The sequence below is a fragment of the Oceanobacillus sp. M60 genome (assembly GCF_053839645.1).
Genome location: NZ_JBSSNH010000007.1, coordinates 246,010 through 263,375, shown reverse-complemented (window position 1 = coordinate 263,375; position 17,366 = coordinate 246,010). Strand labels below are relative to the sequence as shown.

The 17,366-nt window shown below is 37.6% G+C and carries 17 protein-coding genes; 9 read left to right on the top strand and 8 right to left on the bottom strand.

Annotated elements, in window-relative coordinates; translation table 11 throughout:
* Positions 1-22 precede the first annotated feature (22 nt).
* Entirely contained in the window at positions 23-778 is a 756-nt protein-coding gene (locus ACW0TQ_RS18075; protein ID WP_289584632.1) for an SDR family NAD(P)-dependent oxidoreductase, read from the top strand.
* Positions 779-929: 151 nt separating this feature from the next.
* Here ACW0TQ_RS18075 and ACW0TQ_RS18070 read toward each other — a convergent pair whose 3' ends face one another.
* Positions 930-2,441 (bottom strand): SLC13 family permease, encoded by a 1,512-nt coding sequence (locus ACW0TQ_RS18070; RefSeq protein ID WP_193064112.1) that lies wholly within the window; start codon positions 2,439-2,441, stop codon positions 930-932.
* 301 nt (positions 2,442-2,742) lie between these two features.
* On the opposite strand from ACW0TQ_RS18070, the gene ACW0TQ_RS18065 reads away from it, so the two are divergent.
* Positions 2,743-3,009 carry a hypothetical protein gene (locus ACW0TQ_RS18065; protein ID WP_193064111.1) on the top strand — a complete coding sequence of 89 codons (267 nt, stop codon included), beginning with the start codon at positions 2,743-2,745 and terminating at the stop codon, positions 3,007-3,009.
* An 83-nt stretch (positions 3,010-3,092) separates the two neighbouring features.
* Here the strand turns inward: ACW0TQ_RS18065 and ACW0TQ_RS18060 are convergent, their stop codons facing one another.
* The gene (locus ACW0TQ_RS18060; protein ID WP_193064110.1) at positions 3,093-3,992 is read right to left on the bottom strand and encodes an alpha/beta fold hydrolase; all 900 of its coding nucleotides are present in this window, start codon (positions 3,990-3,992) and stop codon (positions 3,093-3,095) included.
* A gap of 481 nt (positions 3,993-4,473) precedes the next feature.
* Between ACW0TQ_RS18060 and ACW0TQ_RS18055 the strand changes: the two genes are divergently transcribed.
* Entirely contained in the window at positions 4,474-5,106 is a 633-nt protein-coding gene (locus ACW0TQ_RS18055; protein ID WP_042533571.1) for a TetR/AcrR family transcriptional regulator, read from the top strand.
* 96 nt (positions 5,107-5,202) lie between these two features.
* Here the strand turns inward: ACW0TQ_RS18055 and ACW0TQ_RS18050 are convergent, their stop codons facing one another.
* The 6 genes from ACW0TQ_RS18050 to ACW0TQ_RS18025 form a co-directional block, all read right to left on the bottom strand.
* Entirely contained in the window at positions 5,203-5,472 is a 270-nt protein-coding gene (locus ACW0TQ_RS18050; protein WP_042533572.1) for a hypothetical protein, read from the bottom strand.
* Positions 5,473-5,949: 477 nt separating this feature from the next.
* The gene (locus ACW0TQ_RS18045) at positions 5,950-7,446 is read right to left on the bottom strand and encodes a PH domain-containing protein (RefSeq protein ID WP_042533573.1); all 1,497 of its coding nucleotides are present in this window, start codon (positions 7,444-7,446) and stop codon (positions 5,950-5,952) included.
* Positions 7,443-7,937: a PH domain-containing protein gene (locus tag ACW0TQ_RS18040; protein WP_368901593.1), complete on the bottom strand. Its 495-nt coding sequence runs from the start codon at positions 7,935-7,937 to the stop codon at positions 7,443-7,445. Before ACW0TQ_RS18040 ends, ACW0TQ_RS18045 begins: the two co-directional genes overlap by 4 nt.
* Positions 7,938-7,982: 45 nt before the next feature.
* Positions 7,983-8,894: an ABC transporter ATP-binding protein gene (locus tag ACW0TQ_RS18035; protein ID WP_042533575.1), complete on the bottom strand. Its 912-nt coding sequence runs from the start codon at positions 8,892-8,894 to the stop codon at positions 7,983-7,985.
* A complete protein-coding gene (locus ACW0TQ_RS18030; protein ID WP_042533576.1) occupies positions 8,895-9,590 on the bottom strand; it encodes an ABC transporter permease in 696 nt (231 codons plus the stop codon).
* Between the two features lie 19 nt (positions 9,591-9,609).
* Positions 9,610-10,032 carry a DUF4064 domain-containing protein gene (locus ACW0TQ_RS18025; RefSeq protein WP_052485040.1) on the bottom strand — a complete coding sequence of 141 codons (423 nt, stop codon included), beginning with the start codon at positions 10,030-10,032 and terminating at the stop codon, positions 9,610-9,612.
* Between the two features lie 152 nt (positions 10,033-10,184).
* Here ACW0TQ_RS18025 and ACW0TQ_RS18020 point away from each other — a divergent pair, with 152 nt between their 5' ends.
* The 6 genes from ACW0TQ_RS18020 (at position 10,185) to ACW0TQ_RS17995 (ending at position 17,155) form a co-directional block, all read left to right on the top strand.
* The gene (locus ACW0TQ_RS18020; protein ID WP_042533577.1) at positions 10,185-10,898 is read left to right on the top strand and encodes a response regulator transcription factor; all 714 of its coding nucleotides are present in this window, start codon (positions 10,185-10,187) and stop codon (positions 10,896-10,898) included.
* Positions 10,895-12,646, top strand: a complete 1,752-nt coding sequence (locus ACW0TQ_RS18015) for a sensor histidine kinase (RefSeq protein WP_193064107.1) — start codon at positions 10,895-10,897, stop codon at positions 12,644-12,646. The genes ACW0TQ_RS18020 and ACW0TQ_RS18015 overlap by 4 nt, the downstream gene beginning before the upstream one ends.
* 130 nt (positions 12,647-12,776) lie before the next feature.
* The gene (locus ACW0TQ_RS18010; RefSeq protein WP_042533579.1) at positions 12,777-13,487 is read left to right on the top strand and encodes a response regulator transcription factor; all 711 of its coding nucleotides are present in this window, start codon (positions 12,777-12,779) and stop codon (positions 13,485-13,487) included.
* Positions 13,484-14,941 carry a HAMP domain-containing sensor histidine kinase gene (locus ACW0TQ_RS18005; protein ID WP_042533580.1) on the top strand — a complete coding sequence of 486 codons (1,458 nt, stop codon included), beginning with the start codon at positions 13,484-13,486 and terminating at the stop codon, positions 14,939-14,941. Before ACW0TQ_RS18010 ends, ACW0TQ_RS18005 begins: the two co-directional genes overlap by 4 nt.
* Before the next feature lie 3 nt (positions 14,942-14,944).
* On the top strand, positions 14,945-16,024 hold the full coding sequence (locus ACW0TQ_RS18000) for a LolA family protein (RefSeq protein ID WP_193064106.1): 1,080 nt from the start codon (positions 14,945-14,947) through the stop codon (positions 16,022-16,024).
* A 117-nt stretch (positions 16,025-16,141) separates the two neighbouring features.
* Positions 16,142-17,155, top strand: coding sequence for a LolA family protein (locus ACW0TQ_RS17995; protein WP_042533582.1), 1,014 nt, complete (start codon positions 16,142-16,144; stop codon positions 17,153-17,155).
* The last annotated feature ends 211 nt before the right edge of the window (positions 17,156-17,366 follow it).

Here is a 17,366-nt window from a genome sequence, read left to right as displayed (position 1 = left end):
TTGAGTTCAAGGAGGGGTTAAGATGAGAGTGCAGGACAAAGTTACGTTGATTACTGGAGCTGGGACAGGGATTGGAAAAGAAACAGCTCATTTATTTGCAAAAGAAGGCGCAAAGCTTATTTTGACAGATGTGAATGTCGATGGTGTCAAAGAAACAGAAAAGGAAGTCAACGAGCTTGGAGCAGAAGCTATTTCGATAAAGCATGATGTCAGTAAAGAAGCGGATTGGCAAGAGGTTGTTAAAAAGGGCGTTGACCAATTTGGAACCATTGATGTTTTGTTCAACAACGCAGGGATATATATTATTAAGCCAATCACGGAAATCGAATTAGAGACATGGAATAAATTAATGAATATCAATGTGACAGGCACATTCTTAGGGATGAAGCATGTATTGCCTGTGATGCAGAAGCAAAAAAGTGGTTCAATCATTAATGCTTCCTCTGTTGCAGGACTGGGCGGAGCGCCTGGACATGCATTATACGGTGCAAGTAAAGGTGCAGTCCGTATTATGAGTAAGGACGTTGCGATGGAAGTTGCCAAGGATCAGATTCGTGTGAATTCGATTCATCCAGGTTATATTGACACACAAATGGCGGATTATGGAGCAGAGCAGCAAGGGAAGACCGCAGATGAAGTTGGGAATACTTATCCGCTTGGACGTTTAGGAAAACGGGCTGAAGTGGCAAAAACAGTGTTGTTCTTAGCATCAGATGATTCTTCGTATACGACAGGCGCCGAGTTTCCGATTGATGGCGGGTCTACCAGCTCGCTTTAGCAGCATGACTTAAGAGGAAAACCTTGAATCATAGCTCACTAAAAATAACTTAAAAGGGTTCCAATTATCCTAATTAGATAATCGGAACCCTTTTATTTTGGTTTATTATCATTAGCTGATTAGCGTACAGAGCATTGTATTTTCACTTATCTTATAAACTGAAAACAATTGGCATCCAGAAGTATACGGCAGCAGTGATGACCACAACGGATATGAGGTTCAGCCATACACCGGCTTTTGCCATGTCGGAAACTTCTAAATATCCAGCGCTGAACACTGCTGTGTTCGGCGGAGTAGCAACAGGAAGCATATAACAAGATCCTGCAGATAATGCTGCGGCTGCCATAAACGGAAGCGGATCAATTCCAATAGCAATCCCGAGGCCGACAGTCAGCGGCAGGATTAAGTTAGAGACAGCGGTATTTGAAAGAATTTCGGTAATGCTGAGTACAAACACAACAAGTAACAGTATTACAAAGATATATTGCATGCCTTGAAGCATCTGCAGGACTTCCCCGATAGAATCATTCAATCCTGATTCACTAAATGCTGTTGCGATTGACATACCGCCCCCAAAAAGAATAAGAATCCCCCAAGGCAATTCCGTCGTGTCTTTCCATTCGAGGATACGTTCAGCTTTATTTGAGCTTGGCAGGAAGAATAAGAGTGCTGCCCCAAAGATAGAAATGGTCGCATCATCCAAATTGTCAAAAAACGCACTAATACTTTCAGGCATGAATCCAATGCTGGAAACAAATGGAGAAATAATCCATAACATGACAGTAATCAGGAAGACAATTCCAACCTTTATTTCGTCCGACCTGAGCTTGCCAAGCTTATGAAGTTCATCTTTTACGAAGCTTAATGCACCATCGGCTTCTTCTGAGGATTTCACTTTAAATTTAACCTTTGTAAGATAAAAATATAAGATAACTAACAGGATAATTGCAATTGGTCCTGTGAAGAACAGCCACTCTGCAAAGGTAACTGTCCGGTCAAGCTGTGAAGATGCAATACCTGCCAAGAGCGCGTTTGGAACGGCAGATACCAGTGTGGCAAGACCGCCAATTGTAGCTGCATAGGCTACAGCGAGTAAGATGCCTTTTGAAAAAAAATCAAAGTTTTGCCCCTTAAGTATTTCTTTATCCTTTACTTCATCAATGAGTGCGATAGCCACCGGCAGCATCATCAAAGCTGTGGCAGCATTGGAAACGAACATGGAGATTCCTGCTGTGGCAATCAGAATTCCCAGGATCATCCGATTGCTTTTTGTTCCAATCATTTTAATAATATTGAGCGCAATACGCCGATGCAGATTCCACTTTTGTATGGCCAGGGCAATGACAAAACCGCCTCCATACATAAAGATGACGGAGCTGCCGTAAGCAGGTGCTACGGTATCGATATCCACACCATGAAAAGCAGGAAACAGGACAAGCGGCAATACGGAAGTTGCAGCCATTGGGACAGGTTCTGTCACCCAGAAAGTCGCGACTAGCAATGTTACTCCCAGTACTACCTTCTGTTCATGCGGTAAAACGTTTTCAGGAATAAGGAAATAAACGAGTGCAAATAATACTGGTCCCAGGATGAGTCCGACCCAGTTGCGTATTGTATAATGGGGTTTATTTTCTTGATTTTCACTATTTTCTTTGGATTCCATTGTGTGGCCCCCTATGCTTTAGTAAAGCTTGATTGTCTCTTTTTTGTGAACCTTCAATTAGTAATATTTATCCTTATAACTGGATAGAAGGCTTGCTAAATATGTAAACTCACTTCAAATATTTCAACAATACAATAGCAAATGGGTTACTGGTTTTTCTTGTAATACTATTCCCAGCAGATTTCTTGATAAAACTTGATAAAAGACAGGTTTATTATGAAATACAGTATAATAATGCTATGTTTGTAATAGAATTTGATAAAATGACATGAATAGCTTACATATGGAAAGGCGGATAATCATGGAGATTATAAAAAGATACGGGATTCTTATTCTATCCACTATCCTGACGATAGCGGGCTATTTCAAGCTGAAAACCAGCGTTAGCGGTGGGGTAGAAGGAGCAAATAATTATTTAGCCACTACTGGAGGCACGATGGATTCGGTACAATTCAATATGATTCAACAAGGGTATATTGCAACTAATATTGTTATAGGCGGAGCATTGCTTGTTATAGGGCTGGGATTTCTATGTTTCTCTGTTTATCATATTTTAAAAGGGATCTAGCTGACTTTTTAAAGTCAGCTTCTGTTTTATATCAAAGAATCAAAAATTATACTCTAAATATGAGGATATCTTACGCCTCTTTTTCAAGATAGTCTTTTATGGATTAACTCTTTTATTTCTTTAATTACTAACTGAGGCTGATCGAAATAAATATCGTGGCCAGCATCTAAAGCAAAAAGCAGTTTAGCATTTTTATAAATAGCTTGTTGCTCGATAATTAATTGATGCCAGGTTTCTTCCAATAATTCTGCCTCATCTTTTGGGATGCCGCTCTTCACATGATTTGATATACATTTTTTCTTATCCCGACCAATAATCGTTACTGGAAATGAACCGGTGAAAGGTAAGGATTTAATTGTTTCAGCATCTTTTTCCCAACTTGTAATTTCTTGAACCATGGTTTTATATAATAAAGGGTTTATATAAAATGCAATTAATTTTTCCTGAATATTTTGCGGAAGCTTTTTTTGATTTTCTGTCAAAATAGGCGCTAACTGTTTCGAAAGTTCTAAGGGAGATAATGAAGCGTATTCTATACATTTTTCAATCCATGCCGCGTCTGAATCGTTTTCGTTTAGATAGGGTAAATCTAGTTGGTCTAGTTTATACAAATCTACAGAGGTAGAATCTAATAGTAATAATCCTCTTATTTTATTTGGATATATTTTTGATAAATGCTGTGCACATAAACCGCCATAGGAATGTCCTATAAGAACGACAGGCTCGGTTATATTTAATTTCTCTAGTATCTGTATAATTTCTTTTGTAACATTTTCAGTAGACTTTTTTGTATTAGTGAACTCACTTTCACCTAGCCCTGGACGATGAAACATGATAATTTGACTGTTTTCCTCGAGAGCAGAGATAATTTCTTCCCATTCATAAAAAGGAGACCCCATTCCAGTCAAAATAAGTATTGCTGGTTTACCATTCCTTTTAGATAGAATTTCTATCTTCTTACCGTTCATGTCAATAAACTTCAAAAAATCACGTCCCTTCATAATAAAAAAATTTATTATCATTGATAATGATTCTGAAAACTTCACTAATTGACATTTCGTTTTATCTTGATACTTAAAGCAAGTTTATCATATTGGCGAAGTTTCATTTTATTTCAAAATGAATTTTTTTGATTATAAGAAGGAAGCTTTACAATTAAAATGATTTGTTAAAGAAATGTGCTTATAGAGATGTATAAGGATATAGAAGATTTCCCAAAGAATAATGTGAAGAGCAGGATATAAAAACAAGCAATTATTGATTTGAAGGATTGTAATAAGCTTTTAGATTATTCGGTAGATGAGACAAATCTGTTAGAGATGGAAAGAGCTATCAAACAATCAATCCACTTTGCAACCAAGCTGCGAATAAAGTTATCAAATCATCCCATTATTCATGACAAACCAGTAACTTATCCGATATAGTATAGATAGATATGTCTAACGTGATAAGAGGCGAGTTAAAATGGAAAACAATGAACCAAAATTAACGAAAAAACAAATCGCAATATTAGAAGCTGCAACGGATTTATTTGCAGAAAAAGGGTATGCAGGCACATCAACGAGTGAAATTGCCACGAAAGCAGAGGTGGCAGAAGGAACGATTTTTAAGCATTTTAAATCGAAAAAAGGACTGCTGATGGCGGTTGTTTCGCCAATGATGGTGAAATGGCTTGCTCCCATGATAAAAAAAGATCTGAATAAGGTGCTTGATCAGGAATTTGAATATATTCAAGATTTTATTCGGGCGATGATTGAGAATCGAAAAGAATTCATCCAAAAGAATTTGCCGATGTTAAAGATTTTAGTGCAAGAAATTCCATTTCATCCCGATTTAAAAGAAAAGTTTATTGAATATGTAGGGAATGATATTTTTGATAAACTGAGGGAAATCGTCACGTATTATCAAGACAAAGGACAGCTGGCTGACATGAAGACAGACACAATTATACGCACGGTTGCTACATCGATCTTATCGTATATTGTGGCGCGTTATGTGTTTCTTCCGGAAATAAATTGGGATGAAGAAGAGATAGAGACAGAAAGAATTATTCAAATATTGGAAAGCGGGATTATACAGAAAAACAGCGGGCAATAGGTATGCGTTTCTTTATCAAAAGATTCCTCAGACCTTCCCATTAACGGAAAGGTCAGGGGAAACTTTTTGCGTTTATTAAAATAGACAATTCGGCTATTATTTTCTGCGCTTTTCCTTTATCGGATATAAAATATAGTAAAAGATTGCCCCCGTGAAAAAGGAGAGAAAACATCCTAATAAAGATATTTGAGAGTAAAATCCGCCTTGACTCGTCTCCATTTCAAATAAACCGGAGCCAAAGATAGAAGCATGCTGAGGCAGACCTAACAGATGAAGCAATGTTAGAATGAGTGGTGCGCAAAGTATAATAAGGACATAAATCATTACAAAGCAGAAACCAGATAAGATACTTTGGAATATTTTCATGATATATCACCCTCCTTCAATACATCATTCATCGTTATTTACGGTTACCTTACTATGTTATACCCTAAAAATTATTATTTACATCATTTGTGTAGGATATGAAGGATCTGTTAGGATAAACAAAATGCCCGCATGGAAGGAAAAAGGAATACGAATATCTATTTTTTAACAGGTATCATGGCCATCATGAAACTTGCCGCTTTTCCAGAAATATATCCGTGATTTTTCCCATTCTATTTTTTGATGATAAGTATCATTTGTTTTGTCAGAAATAAAACGAAAGCTGAACAGGTTTTTTCTTATGTTTCCTTATTATTAGCAATAGGAAGCAAGGTTCTTTTTTTACTTCTTTTAAAAAGCAAAAATAGTGCTTCATGAAAGGAACAGGCGTGATTCCTCTGTCATTCTATGATGGAGGAATCACGCCTGTTTTGAGATGTAAGCAGAAGCTTTCAACTCTAAATAAATGCGGATGCACTATCTCTTTAACGTATACCATCTGCTAAAATCTTGGCACCATCCAATGGGAAGGTTGTTGATCCTTGTATACATAACAGGTCTTGCGCGATTGCTTACTACGATAGAAGCTAATCCCAGCTTTTGCTGTACGATATGACGTGTCAGCTGCAATTCCGCTATTTTAGTTCTCTTAGATAAGAAAAATTTTGTATTAAAACCGCCAGTCTTAATCTGTACAATGGAGTCGTTCACTGTATAGCGCGTCTGATAGAAATAAAGCAGTCTTGACATGATTACCAGAATGAAAATAAAGACAGAAAATATCCACCAGGGTATTTCCAAGCCTAAAAAGTCAGGTTTAACATAATAAAGCAAGCCTGTTGCAATCATCCAAACCCAGCTGGGCTTTAGCATCTGAAGCAGCCAAGCTTGTTTAGGCAAACGATTCATTTCTGAAGTTACCTGATAAGACGGTAATATTTCTTCAATCATTGTGTATGCACGCTGTACAGGAAGAAAAGGATACAGTCTGTTCACTTCTGCATCTTCACTGCCTGTATTTCCTGCACAAATCAATTTTATTTCCGCAATTCCAAGAGCTCGTTTGATCCATGATTGATGTACGCTGACAGCTTGCACATTTGCTTTGGAAATACGAAAGGTAGTTCTCTCTGAAAATCCCTGTGTAACGTAAATCTTTTCGATATCAGAAGCAATTTCATATTTGCCAAATCGAAATATGGTTAACACGGTGCCGGCAGCTATCGCAATCAGTATGATCAAGATGATGGAAACGAGAATAATCCACCAGGGCCAAGCGTCCAGAATATCGGTGAACACATCTTCCGCTTGTGCGCCGAAAGAAAAGAATTGTATGAAGTTTGATAGAAGCGACCATACAATGGGAAACACAGCTATAAAACTAAAGGATGCTAAGGAAGCTTTGAAAATATCATAGGCTGTCGGCGAGAAATGAACGATAGGATCTGCATTATACGTATCTGTTTGAATGTTTTCAGATACCGGGCCCGGGAATTCTTTCTCATAGGTATTTTCTGAACGGTTCAAGCTTCTTGTTGCACGAATGTGTTTTTCCATTTCCTGTGCTTCTTTCTGTGTTAGAACATGAAAGGTTACCGTGCTATTATCTCCAGCTGTGCTCGTTTCCAACGTAAGTGAGGTCATGTTGACCATGCGATGGAATAGGGAAGCTTTCCGCCTGGTATGCTGAATTGTTGCATAGGGTATCGTTCGGCTGCTTGTTATCACGAGACGCCGGTTTAGCTGCAGATTTTCATTTCCAACTTTATATTTGCTGGTAAACCATCGAATGGGAATGGCCAAAAGAATAAGCATAAATATCAAAACGATTGCCAAACGTCCATAGGTAAACAGCCAAAAATCAGAATTTGCTCGAATAATAAATAAAAACAAGAATAAGAAGAACATGTTTTTAATCAAGCGCCAAATATCGTAGATCATAAGCAGGGGATGATACCGTTTTTCTTGATTCATGCGTCCCGCTCCTTTACATTCGCATAGGTTGCGATTTGCTGTCGCAGTTCCATGGCCTCTGTTTCATCTAAGGCGGGAATGGTATGCTTTGTTGTTATCGTGTTGACCTTCAGCTGATAAAGCTGATATTTTCTCATGAATGGTCCTTGATGAATGGATACGGATTGGATCTTCGTCATGGGTATCATCTGATGTTTTTGAAAAAGCGCTCCTGACCTTAATTGTAAAAATTCCTCACTGACCCCAAAACGCCCATGCTGATACCGTCTTTGGAGCTTGAAAGGGGTGAAGCTCATATCAATAATCGTGAACAAAATCAGCCCCATGATGATCCAAACTATCCATTCTCTCCATGAAAAATAATAGCTAAGATAGAGGAATAGACCAAGTATACCTAAACCAATTACATTCGAAAGGACTTCATTCATAAGCCAAACCTTGATACTATATTTGGATAGTTTGCGTTGTGGTGCTGGAATGTCTTTTATCAAATTAAATCACCTTTCATTTTTCCTGCTTTGTTATACAGACTTCATTTACTCTAGATTAAGAAAAATTTCCTCAAGGGACGGTTCTTCTACTTCTAACCGAAATACATCGATGTCCTGTCTTACAAATTGTTTATTTACATGCGGAATATACTCTTTTGAAGCCACAATGATTTCGGAAGATGTTTCTTCGATTTGAATTTTTTCGACAAGCTCTGTGAAGGAAGTCTGTAAGTGTACTTGCTCCTTTTCAGAGAGGGAGCGATGATGAATATGAATCACGATGTCCTGCTGATACTGTTCCCGCAGCTGTTTCATCGTTCCCTGTGTTTGAATGCTTCCCTTGTTCATAATCGCAATCTCATCACATAATTTCTCTACTTCATTTAAATTGTGAGAGGTTAATAGAATCGTAGTTCCTTGTGCAGCAATTTCCTTGATTAATGCATGAATGTTCAAAACGGCGTTGGCATCCACGCCGGATGTTGGTTCGTCTAAAAAGAGCAGCTTAGGCTGATGAATAATGCTTTGAGCGATGCCCAGTTTCTTTTTCATTCCAAACGAATACTTTTTCACTTTGACATGGACAGCGTCCTCTAAACCGACTTGGGTGAGAACATGGATAATATCCTGTTTGGAAAGCGATTGTTTGACTAATTTTTGAAAGTAGTTTAAATGATGGTATGCTGTTAAATCATCATAAAAGGTAGAGTAATCCGGCAGTACACCAATTTCTTTTTGAATCGATTCCAGCCTTTTTTCAGGCTGACCTAAAACTTCAAAGGAACCGGAGCTGGGCTTGATAAGCCCGGTTACCATATTAATAAACGTGGATTTACCTGCTCCATTTTTCCCGAGAAAGCCAAAAATCGTACCCTCGGGAATGTGTAAATCAACGGAATCGACAACTATTTTCTTTCCGTATGTTTTAGTTAACTGATGTGTTTGCAAAGCTTCCATTTATAAATCCCTCTTTCTAAAGATGAATAAGCTTAATACAATAAATAAAACGGGGAAAAGCACTACGAAATAAGCATAGTAACTGTGCGTTTCTTCCTGTATGTAATAAAAATAAGGTGTAATATAGCCAATGGCCTTCACAAAAAGATTGTCTGTCCCTGTACTCCATAAACCAAGCACCGGCAGAGCAACCGAAATAATGATTCCTAAAAACATACTTAAAGATGGCTTTGGAATAACGGTTGATAGAAATAGTGTCAGGCCGATAAAGTAAGACACAAAAATAATCGCTTGAATCAGATTTAAAATAGAAAACGATTTTGAAAATGGAATGATAAGTAACAAAGCGACAGTAAGGCATACAGCCCAAAATAAAAAACTCCCGATAAATTTGCCAAGAATAATATGATTCCGACTTGTCTTTGTTGCTAAAAAACGGATGGTTCGTGTATCCATTTCTTTATTGACGATGTTGTGGGATAAGCTGGTTACAAACAAAGGCGCGGCTAAAATCAATAAGAGCATTAATCCCATCACGTAAGCATCCTGTCCAAGTCCTAAATCCTGAAGGGGAGCTTCAAATTGGCGGACTAATCTGGCAGCACCGACTGTGACACCAAATAAGACGGCAATTATTAAACCTGAGCGAATGCTCGTAAATAAACTTTTAAACTCTCTAAAAGCGACTGTAAACATAAATTCATCTCCTCGTTTCCTAGGTATGCTTGCTGGCAGAAGCGCTGCGGGTTATCACCATGATTCCGGCAATCAAATAGATCATACCGCCAAAAATCCCTAAACCGATTGTTGAAAGCGTGCCAAGTATGGCTATTCCAATTAATAGAACCCCAGCCGATTTTCCTCTGGTTTCTTTTTTCAATAAGTAAATAGCTGCGGACCCTAAGATTATCCAGGTGAAGGAAATGACAGCTAAATAGATAAATAAATAACCTATATAAGTGATGATTTGTTGTTCGCTGAATTCAACTATATTTTCATCCTCCATAAAAGACTGGACTAACTCCAGCGTCTTGGGGCTTCCTTCGACATTGCCATACAACAGGATGCTTCCTGCGAATAGTACGCCAAATAATAAAATGCCAATGGCTGTTAAAACCGTTTCTGCTTGGTGCTTCATATCCACTACTCCTTCTTATGTTTCTTTACGTTCACTCTAGCAAACGCAGCTGTCTGCTAGTTGAACAGAACATACCAATAAATTAAAAAAGCTTCGATTTGTTCAACTGTTCGTAAACTTGCTATGGTACGATACCAATGGAGGTGTCATTCATGGAGGATCAAACAGATATTTTGATTGTGGATGATGAGAAAGCAATTGTAACTATGTTAGAAATGATGCTGAAGAAAGAAGGATTTCAGCGTGTACATAAAGCTTATACCGGGCAGGAAGCCATTCAGATATTAAAGCAACATAAAATAGAAGTGATTATTTTGGACGTCATGCTTCCGGATGGGAGCGGCTTTGATTTTTGCCCGAAAATCAGAGAGCTGACAAATGCGTATATTCTCTTTTTAACGGCAAAAGTTTCTGATTTAGATGTGTTAACAGGATTTGCAACAGGGGGTGATGATTATGTCACCAAACCATTTAATCCGTTAGAGGTGGCGGCAAGGATTAAAGCGTATTTAAGAAGATCTGCTAAAACAGAAGCCGCTATACCAGAGAAATCCAGCAAATATAACTTCGGTCGTTTTGTGCTAGATGAAAGCGCAGGTATGTTAACGGTTAATGGAGAGGATGTTCCATGCCCGACACAGGTCTATTTGCTGCTTCTTTATTTATGTAAGCATCCAAATAGAATTTTTTCCAAAGCAGATTTATTGGAGGCGGTTTGGGGCTTTGAACATTTTGCAGATGAGAATACGGTTTCGGTACATATTAGAAGAATCAGAGAAAGAATTGAGGTCAATCCGAGTAAACCAGAATTTTTACTCACTGTTCGGGGATTGGGGTATAAATTGGTGAAAGGAAATGTCTCATGAAGAAATTACGGAGCCGGTTGTTTTTTCATTTTTCAATTCAGTTTGGGTTTATTTCTTTGTTGATGATTGTTGTTGTAGTCGCTGCTTTTTTTATCGGTTTGTATTCCCTTTCTAATGTGGAAAGAGATGAGGATTATTATCAAACGCAGCTAGAAGAACTTGCAATTGAGATTGGCGATCCGTACGAATATAAAGAATTTGGGAACGAAATCAGCGATGCATTACCTGAGAAAACGTGGCTGCAAATTATTGATGAAGAGGGAAAAGTGGTTGAATCTGCAAATGTACCGGAAGATATAAAAGAGAATTACAGCAGTTTTGACATTGTACAAATGAAGGAGAGAGAGCAGCTAGGGGAATATGCTATCAAATATACATTAGAAGAGCTTTTATTTGCGAGTGACGATGCATATTTATTTGTGCTAGGTTACCAAGAACCAGGAAAAATTCTTATTAATGAATTATCAGAAAATACGAATGCAAACGGCAGGATTTCCGAAACAGACCAGCCTGAGGTGGAAGAGAAATTAAACCAGCTTGAAGGAACACTTTCTATTTATGATGAAACAGGAGCTATTATTCAACAGTTTGGTAATCAGGAGCAAATAGAAGGGCAGCCATTAGAAATAATTGAAAAAGACACTTCTCCCGATCTTTTCACTGAAAAACAGTATACTTACCTAGATAGAGGTTCAGGTAATTCGTGGATTTTATATACTTCAAATGAACAAAGTCAGGATATGCCATTAACATTGTATAGAGATATTACGCTAGTATTCGTTGGTTTAACTGGGGTTATATTGCTAGTAACATTCTTAATCTCTTTTTGGACGAGTTTTCGTTATGGAAGCCCTTTGTTTATTTTTTCAAATTGGCTCAACCGGATGGGGGATGGAAACTATAAGGAAGTTTTAACAGCACAGGAGAAGAAAAAAGTATATCGAAAAAATGGCAAATTAAAAAGAAGATATAAGTTGTATAAAGAGGTTTTTCAGGCATTTGATGAGATGGCAGAAAAGCTGGATGCTTCCCGAAAAGAAAGAGAACAGCTGGAAAAAAGCAGAGAGGAATGGGTGGCAGGGATCTCCCATGACCTCCGCACACCTCTGACCACCATGGAGGGCTATGGGCGCTTGCTGGGAAATAAGGAATACGATTGGTCGAAGCAGGAGCTTCAAGAGATTGGAGATACCATCACTGAAAAAAGTGATTATATGGTAGATTTAATTGAAGACTTTACGCTCAGCTTTCGATTGAAAAATGATGCCAGCAGCTTAACGTTTAACGCGGTGAGTATCAATGAATATATGGAGCAAATCTTAGAGAAGTTTCAAAAGGATGTCACCTTTAAGGATTATCCAGTTGTATATGAACCGATTCATCCAGATAGAAAAATAGAAGTGAATGAACGGTTGTTTGAAAGAATGATTGATAATCTGATGTATAATGCCTGGAAACATAATCCGCAAGCAACTGCTGTAAAGGTAGAAGTTGCTCAATCTGAAGAAGAAAAAGCACTGGAAATCAGAATTACCGATAATGGAACGGGAATGGATGAGGAAACGCAAAAGCATTTGTTCACCCGCTATTATCGCGGCACCAATACAGAGGAAAGAAATGAAGGGACAGGGCTTGGCATGAGCATTGCCCTGCAAATCGCCAAGCTGCATCAGGGGGCTATTTCGGTACAATCAGAAAAAGGTCGTGGCACCACCGTAACGGTATTTTTGCCTTATGACAGAGATTAATCAAAGAACGCGTTACAGCAAGGGAAAACTGTAACGCGTTCTTACATAGAAATTATTAACTAAAAATAAAGAATTCAAAGACAGCGTCATGCATGATTTATACTCAAAGTAGTCAGAGAGAGGGGTTCCAATGGAAGAGAGAACAAACATTTTAATTGTAGAAGATGATTATGAAATTGCCCGGATTATGAAGGATCATCTGGACAGGGAAGGGTTTCAAACGACATGGGCATCTACTGGTGTAGAAGGCTGGGAGGATTTTAAAGCAGGTGACTTTTCCATCATACTTGTTGATTTGATGATGCCGGAGATGGATGGCTATGATCTGTGTGAAAAAATCCGTTTGGAAAGCGATGTACCCTTATTAATCGTCAGTGCAAAAGGAGAGGATGACAGTAAAATACGCGGATTGAATTTAGGTGCAGATGATTATTTAACCAAGCCGTTCAGTCTTAAGGAATTAACGGCGCGGGTTCAATCCCATTTAAGAAGATATCAGCGTTATACAAGTAAAAGCTATGATGCGCAAATGTCACAGTATGCACATGGATTAGCGATTGATTTCTTAAATGACGCAGTATTTTTGGAGGGTGAGCTTCTTGTTCTGACGGCGAAGGAAAAGGAAATTTTATTCTTACTTGCCCGGAATCCGTTTATTACGTTTGAGAAAGCACACATTTATGAGCATATTTGGCAGCTGAAAAATGTGAACGGTAATAATACGGTGACCGTGCATATTAAGAGTCTTCGCACGAAATTAAAGGATACTGGAAAACAGGCGAAATTTATTCAAACAGTTTGGGGAGCAGGCTATCGTTTTGTAGGAGAGCCGTTATCATGAAGATTAAAAATTGGCTGATGGTGAGCCATCTTGTGGTGATGCTGCTGCCGGTTGTGGCGGTGTATCTGCTTTATGTCAGTTTACAGAGTTATAATCAAGAAGAAAATTTAAAAGAATATGTTGATTTTCAAATACTAGTTTCCAATCTAAATGAGACTTTGAATGATGTTTCTTTATATCAATCTTTGGATAATAACCGTTTTCAAGAATTAACAGAGATTGGTGATGATAATCTGAGCATCGATTTATATCGTTATGATGGCCTTCATGTATTCTCAACGATGGAGGGGAATACTGGATATTATCCATTACAAAATCAGGATAGAATACTTAAAAATCTAAATGAGATGCAGAGACGACCAAAAACGTATGTGTATAAGAGGCCTGTATTTGATGAGAATGAACAGCTGACTGGTGTTTACGAAATTACACAAGGAAGAACGGATTGGGTTGAGACCTCCAATCAGCAGCTATTACTTACAATCATTCTTTCAGGGATTTTTTTCATTCTGCTCTATGTTATTGTCATACGAGCGATAAACCGTAAACTGAATCGCCCGCTGCATCAGTTACAAGCGCATATGCAAGCTTTTGCTGTTGGGAAAAATACAGATAAAAAACTAAATCAATCAAAAGATGAAATTGGAGAATTAAATAACCAATTTGAGGAAATGAAAAAACAAATTACGGAAACAAGAGAGGAACTTGTCAAACAGCAGGAAGAAAAAGAATATATGGTAGCTGCTTTATCACATGATTTAAAAACACCTCTGACGGTAATCCGCACATATACGGAGGCTATGGAAAATCATGATTTATCAAAGGAAGAAAGGACAGAATACCAATTGATTCTCAATGATAAATTAAATCATATGAAGCAATTGATTGATGATTTATCTATTTTCACAGCACTGCAATCCTCTAAGAATATTCTCCAACCGGTGCAAGTAAATGGAGAAGAGTTTTTTGACATGTTATTTTCAGGCTATGAAGAACCCTGTGCGAAGAAAAATATTCAGTTAACTACTGAATGGCATGTTAGAAACGCTTATGAATTGGATCCAAAACAAATGATTCGGCTGGTAGATAATCTCATGGATAATAGTATTCGTCATACACCAGAGCATGGTGAAATTTGGATAGGGGCAATAGCATCAACAAAATCACTGCCAGATTGGGTTTTCCCTGAATTAAAAGAAGAAGTAAATCTGTGGAGAACAGATGGAACGGTACTTCTGATTCAAAATGAAGGAAAAGGAATGGAAGAAAGCCAGATGAAAAAAGTATTTGAACCATTTTATCAAGATGATATTTCCAGAGGGAAAGGAACAAGCTCAGGCCTTGGCTTAAGTATTGCAAAATTTATTATGGAAAACCATGAAGGAAAAATAAATATCTGGTCAACAGCAGGAAAAGGAACGTTGTTTGCCTGCTGGATTAAAGAGAGGAGATAAATTATGTCTAAATTTAGATGGAAAGCAAGCTTGATAGCAGCTAGTATTTTGTTTCTGGTATTAGGTGGATGTTCACAAAATGTGGAGGTATCTGCAGAGGAGATTATTCATAATGTGGTGGAAACAGAGGTAGAGGAAATAGATGAATTTTATGGAAAATCTGAAATGACAGTATATGAGGGAGAAGACATCATAGAGGAATCGGTAATGGAAGAATACGCTTCAGGAAATAATCGGAAAATAATCATGCGTGGAGATACAGAAGCAGGGGAAGAAGAAATAGAGACGCTTAATAATGGTGAAAAAATGGTGATGTATAATAAAAGTGACGGAACAGCGCAGGAAATGGATACATCCGTTTTCGAAGGTATTCAAATCAGTCCAAAAGAGATTTTTCAAAATATGCTGGCTGGAATGGAAGACTCTCATGACTATGAAGTAATTGGAGACGAACAATTATTGGATCGAGATACCTTTCATATGAAGCTGGAGGCGAAAGAAGCGAATAGTTTAATGGGAGATATGGAGATTTGGGTAGATAAGGAAACGTGGATAATTCTAAAAACCATTTCAGAAACAGGTGATTCTAAAATGGAATCAGTTTATACAGAGCTGGACTTTTCGCCTGATTTTACAGAAGATACATTCACACTTGATATTCCGGAAGAGATAGAAATTACAGATATGGAGGATAATTTTTCTTCTGAATTTATTTCCGTAGAAGAAGCAGAAGAAGAGCTTGGGCAAGCTTTCTATATGTTTTCTGAAGAAGATTATCATTTGGGCGAAATTGAACTATATGGTTCAGACGGGGAATTGCAGAGAAAAGAATTAAATTTAACCTATATATCAGATGATGAAATACCTATGTTTAATTTATCTATATTTGAGTCTCCAGCGGACATGGAAATAGAAGAATCAGATGTTGAAATTAGAGGGAATGTTGCAGCGTATGAAGAATCCATCAACAATTATTACTGGGATGAAGATGGTTTGCGTTATTCTTTACTGATTAATGATCCGGATATGGAAGAAGAAGTTTTGGAGTTGACGGAAGAGATGATATTAAGTTCAGAACAATAGAAAAGATCAGTTTTTCAAATGCATTTTCCACATCAAAAAGGCTGCATACCGTCCAATGTATATAAAAAGAACATAGGCCCGTATGCAGCCTTTTACCAAATCAGGAGGCGAAAAGATATGAACGTATCTGCTGAAGAAATCATGCGCAAGGCGGTTGAAGCAGGAGAAGGAATGGATCATTATTATACGTTATCCGAATCAAAAGTATATCAAGGAAATGCACTAATAGAGCACAGTATCTTAAAAGAATACGTCGCAAATGGCAAAAGAAAAACCATTACGCATGACCAGCTGGCAGGGAAAGATAAAAGAACGGAAGCTTTGAATGATGGTACAAAAACAATTATTTATGATAAATATAATCATCGTGCGTTCGAGATGGAAATAACAGCAGAGGAAGATGCAGAATCACATGATTCTAAAGGGAAAATGAATGGAATGCTGGGCATCACGAAGTATTCTCATGCGCTTGAATTAATGGGGGAAGAAAAAATACTAGATTTTGATACATTCCATATAGAAGCAAAAGCAAAAGTTTCTGATCATGTATTTGGAGATACAGCATTGTGGGTGGACCAGAAAACTGGATTTATTATTAAAATGATTTCCGAAGCGGGCGGCATCCGAACAGAACTGGAATATAAAGAAATCGATTTATCACCAGTATTTGCAGCAGATACCTTCGCTTTGAATATTCCAGATGATGTTGAAATAAAGGATTTAGAATCATTTGCTCCAGATACAGTAACATTAGCAGAGGCAGAAGAAATTCTCCAACAAGCATTTTATCTGTTTCCCGAGAATGAATTTGATTTAAAGGATATCGAAATGCATCACATCGACGGAATAATAACCCGTAATGAGTTAAATTTAACGTATTATTCCAAAGCGGATATGCCCATGTTCTACTTATCTATTTTTCATTCTCCTGAAGAGATGGAAATTGAAAAAGCTGATGTGGAAATCCGGGGAAAGAAGGCGGACTATGAAAGGGTTGTCAATAGTATTACTTGGGATGAAGAGGGGTTAAGATATTCCATCATTATGATTGGTTCCGAAGTTGAGAAAAATGAAATGATAGAGAGGGCGGAAAGTATGGTGTTGAGCTCGGACTTAAATAAACATCCTTGAAACAGGAGGTGACTCCCCGTGAAAAAAGTAAAGATACATCCGCTTATTATTGTCGCTTTATTCATCAATACATTAGGAAACGGAAATGATCTTCTATCAATGTTTGAATGAAGGAATTTTTTATGGAAAATACAACGATCTTCGCTTTATTTATCTTCGTATTTACTTCAATGATTTAGGATTATATATATTTGTATTTTGATAGATACAG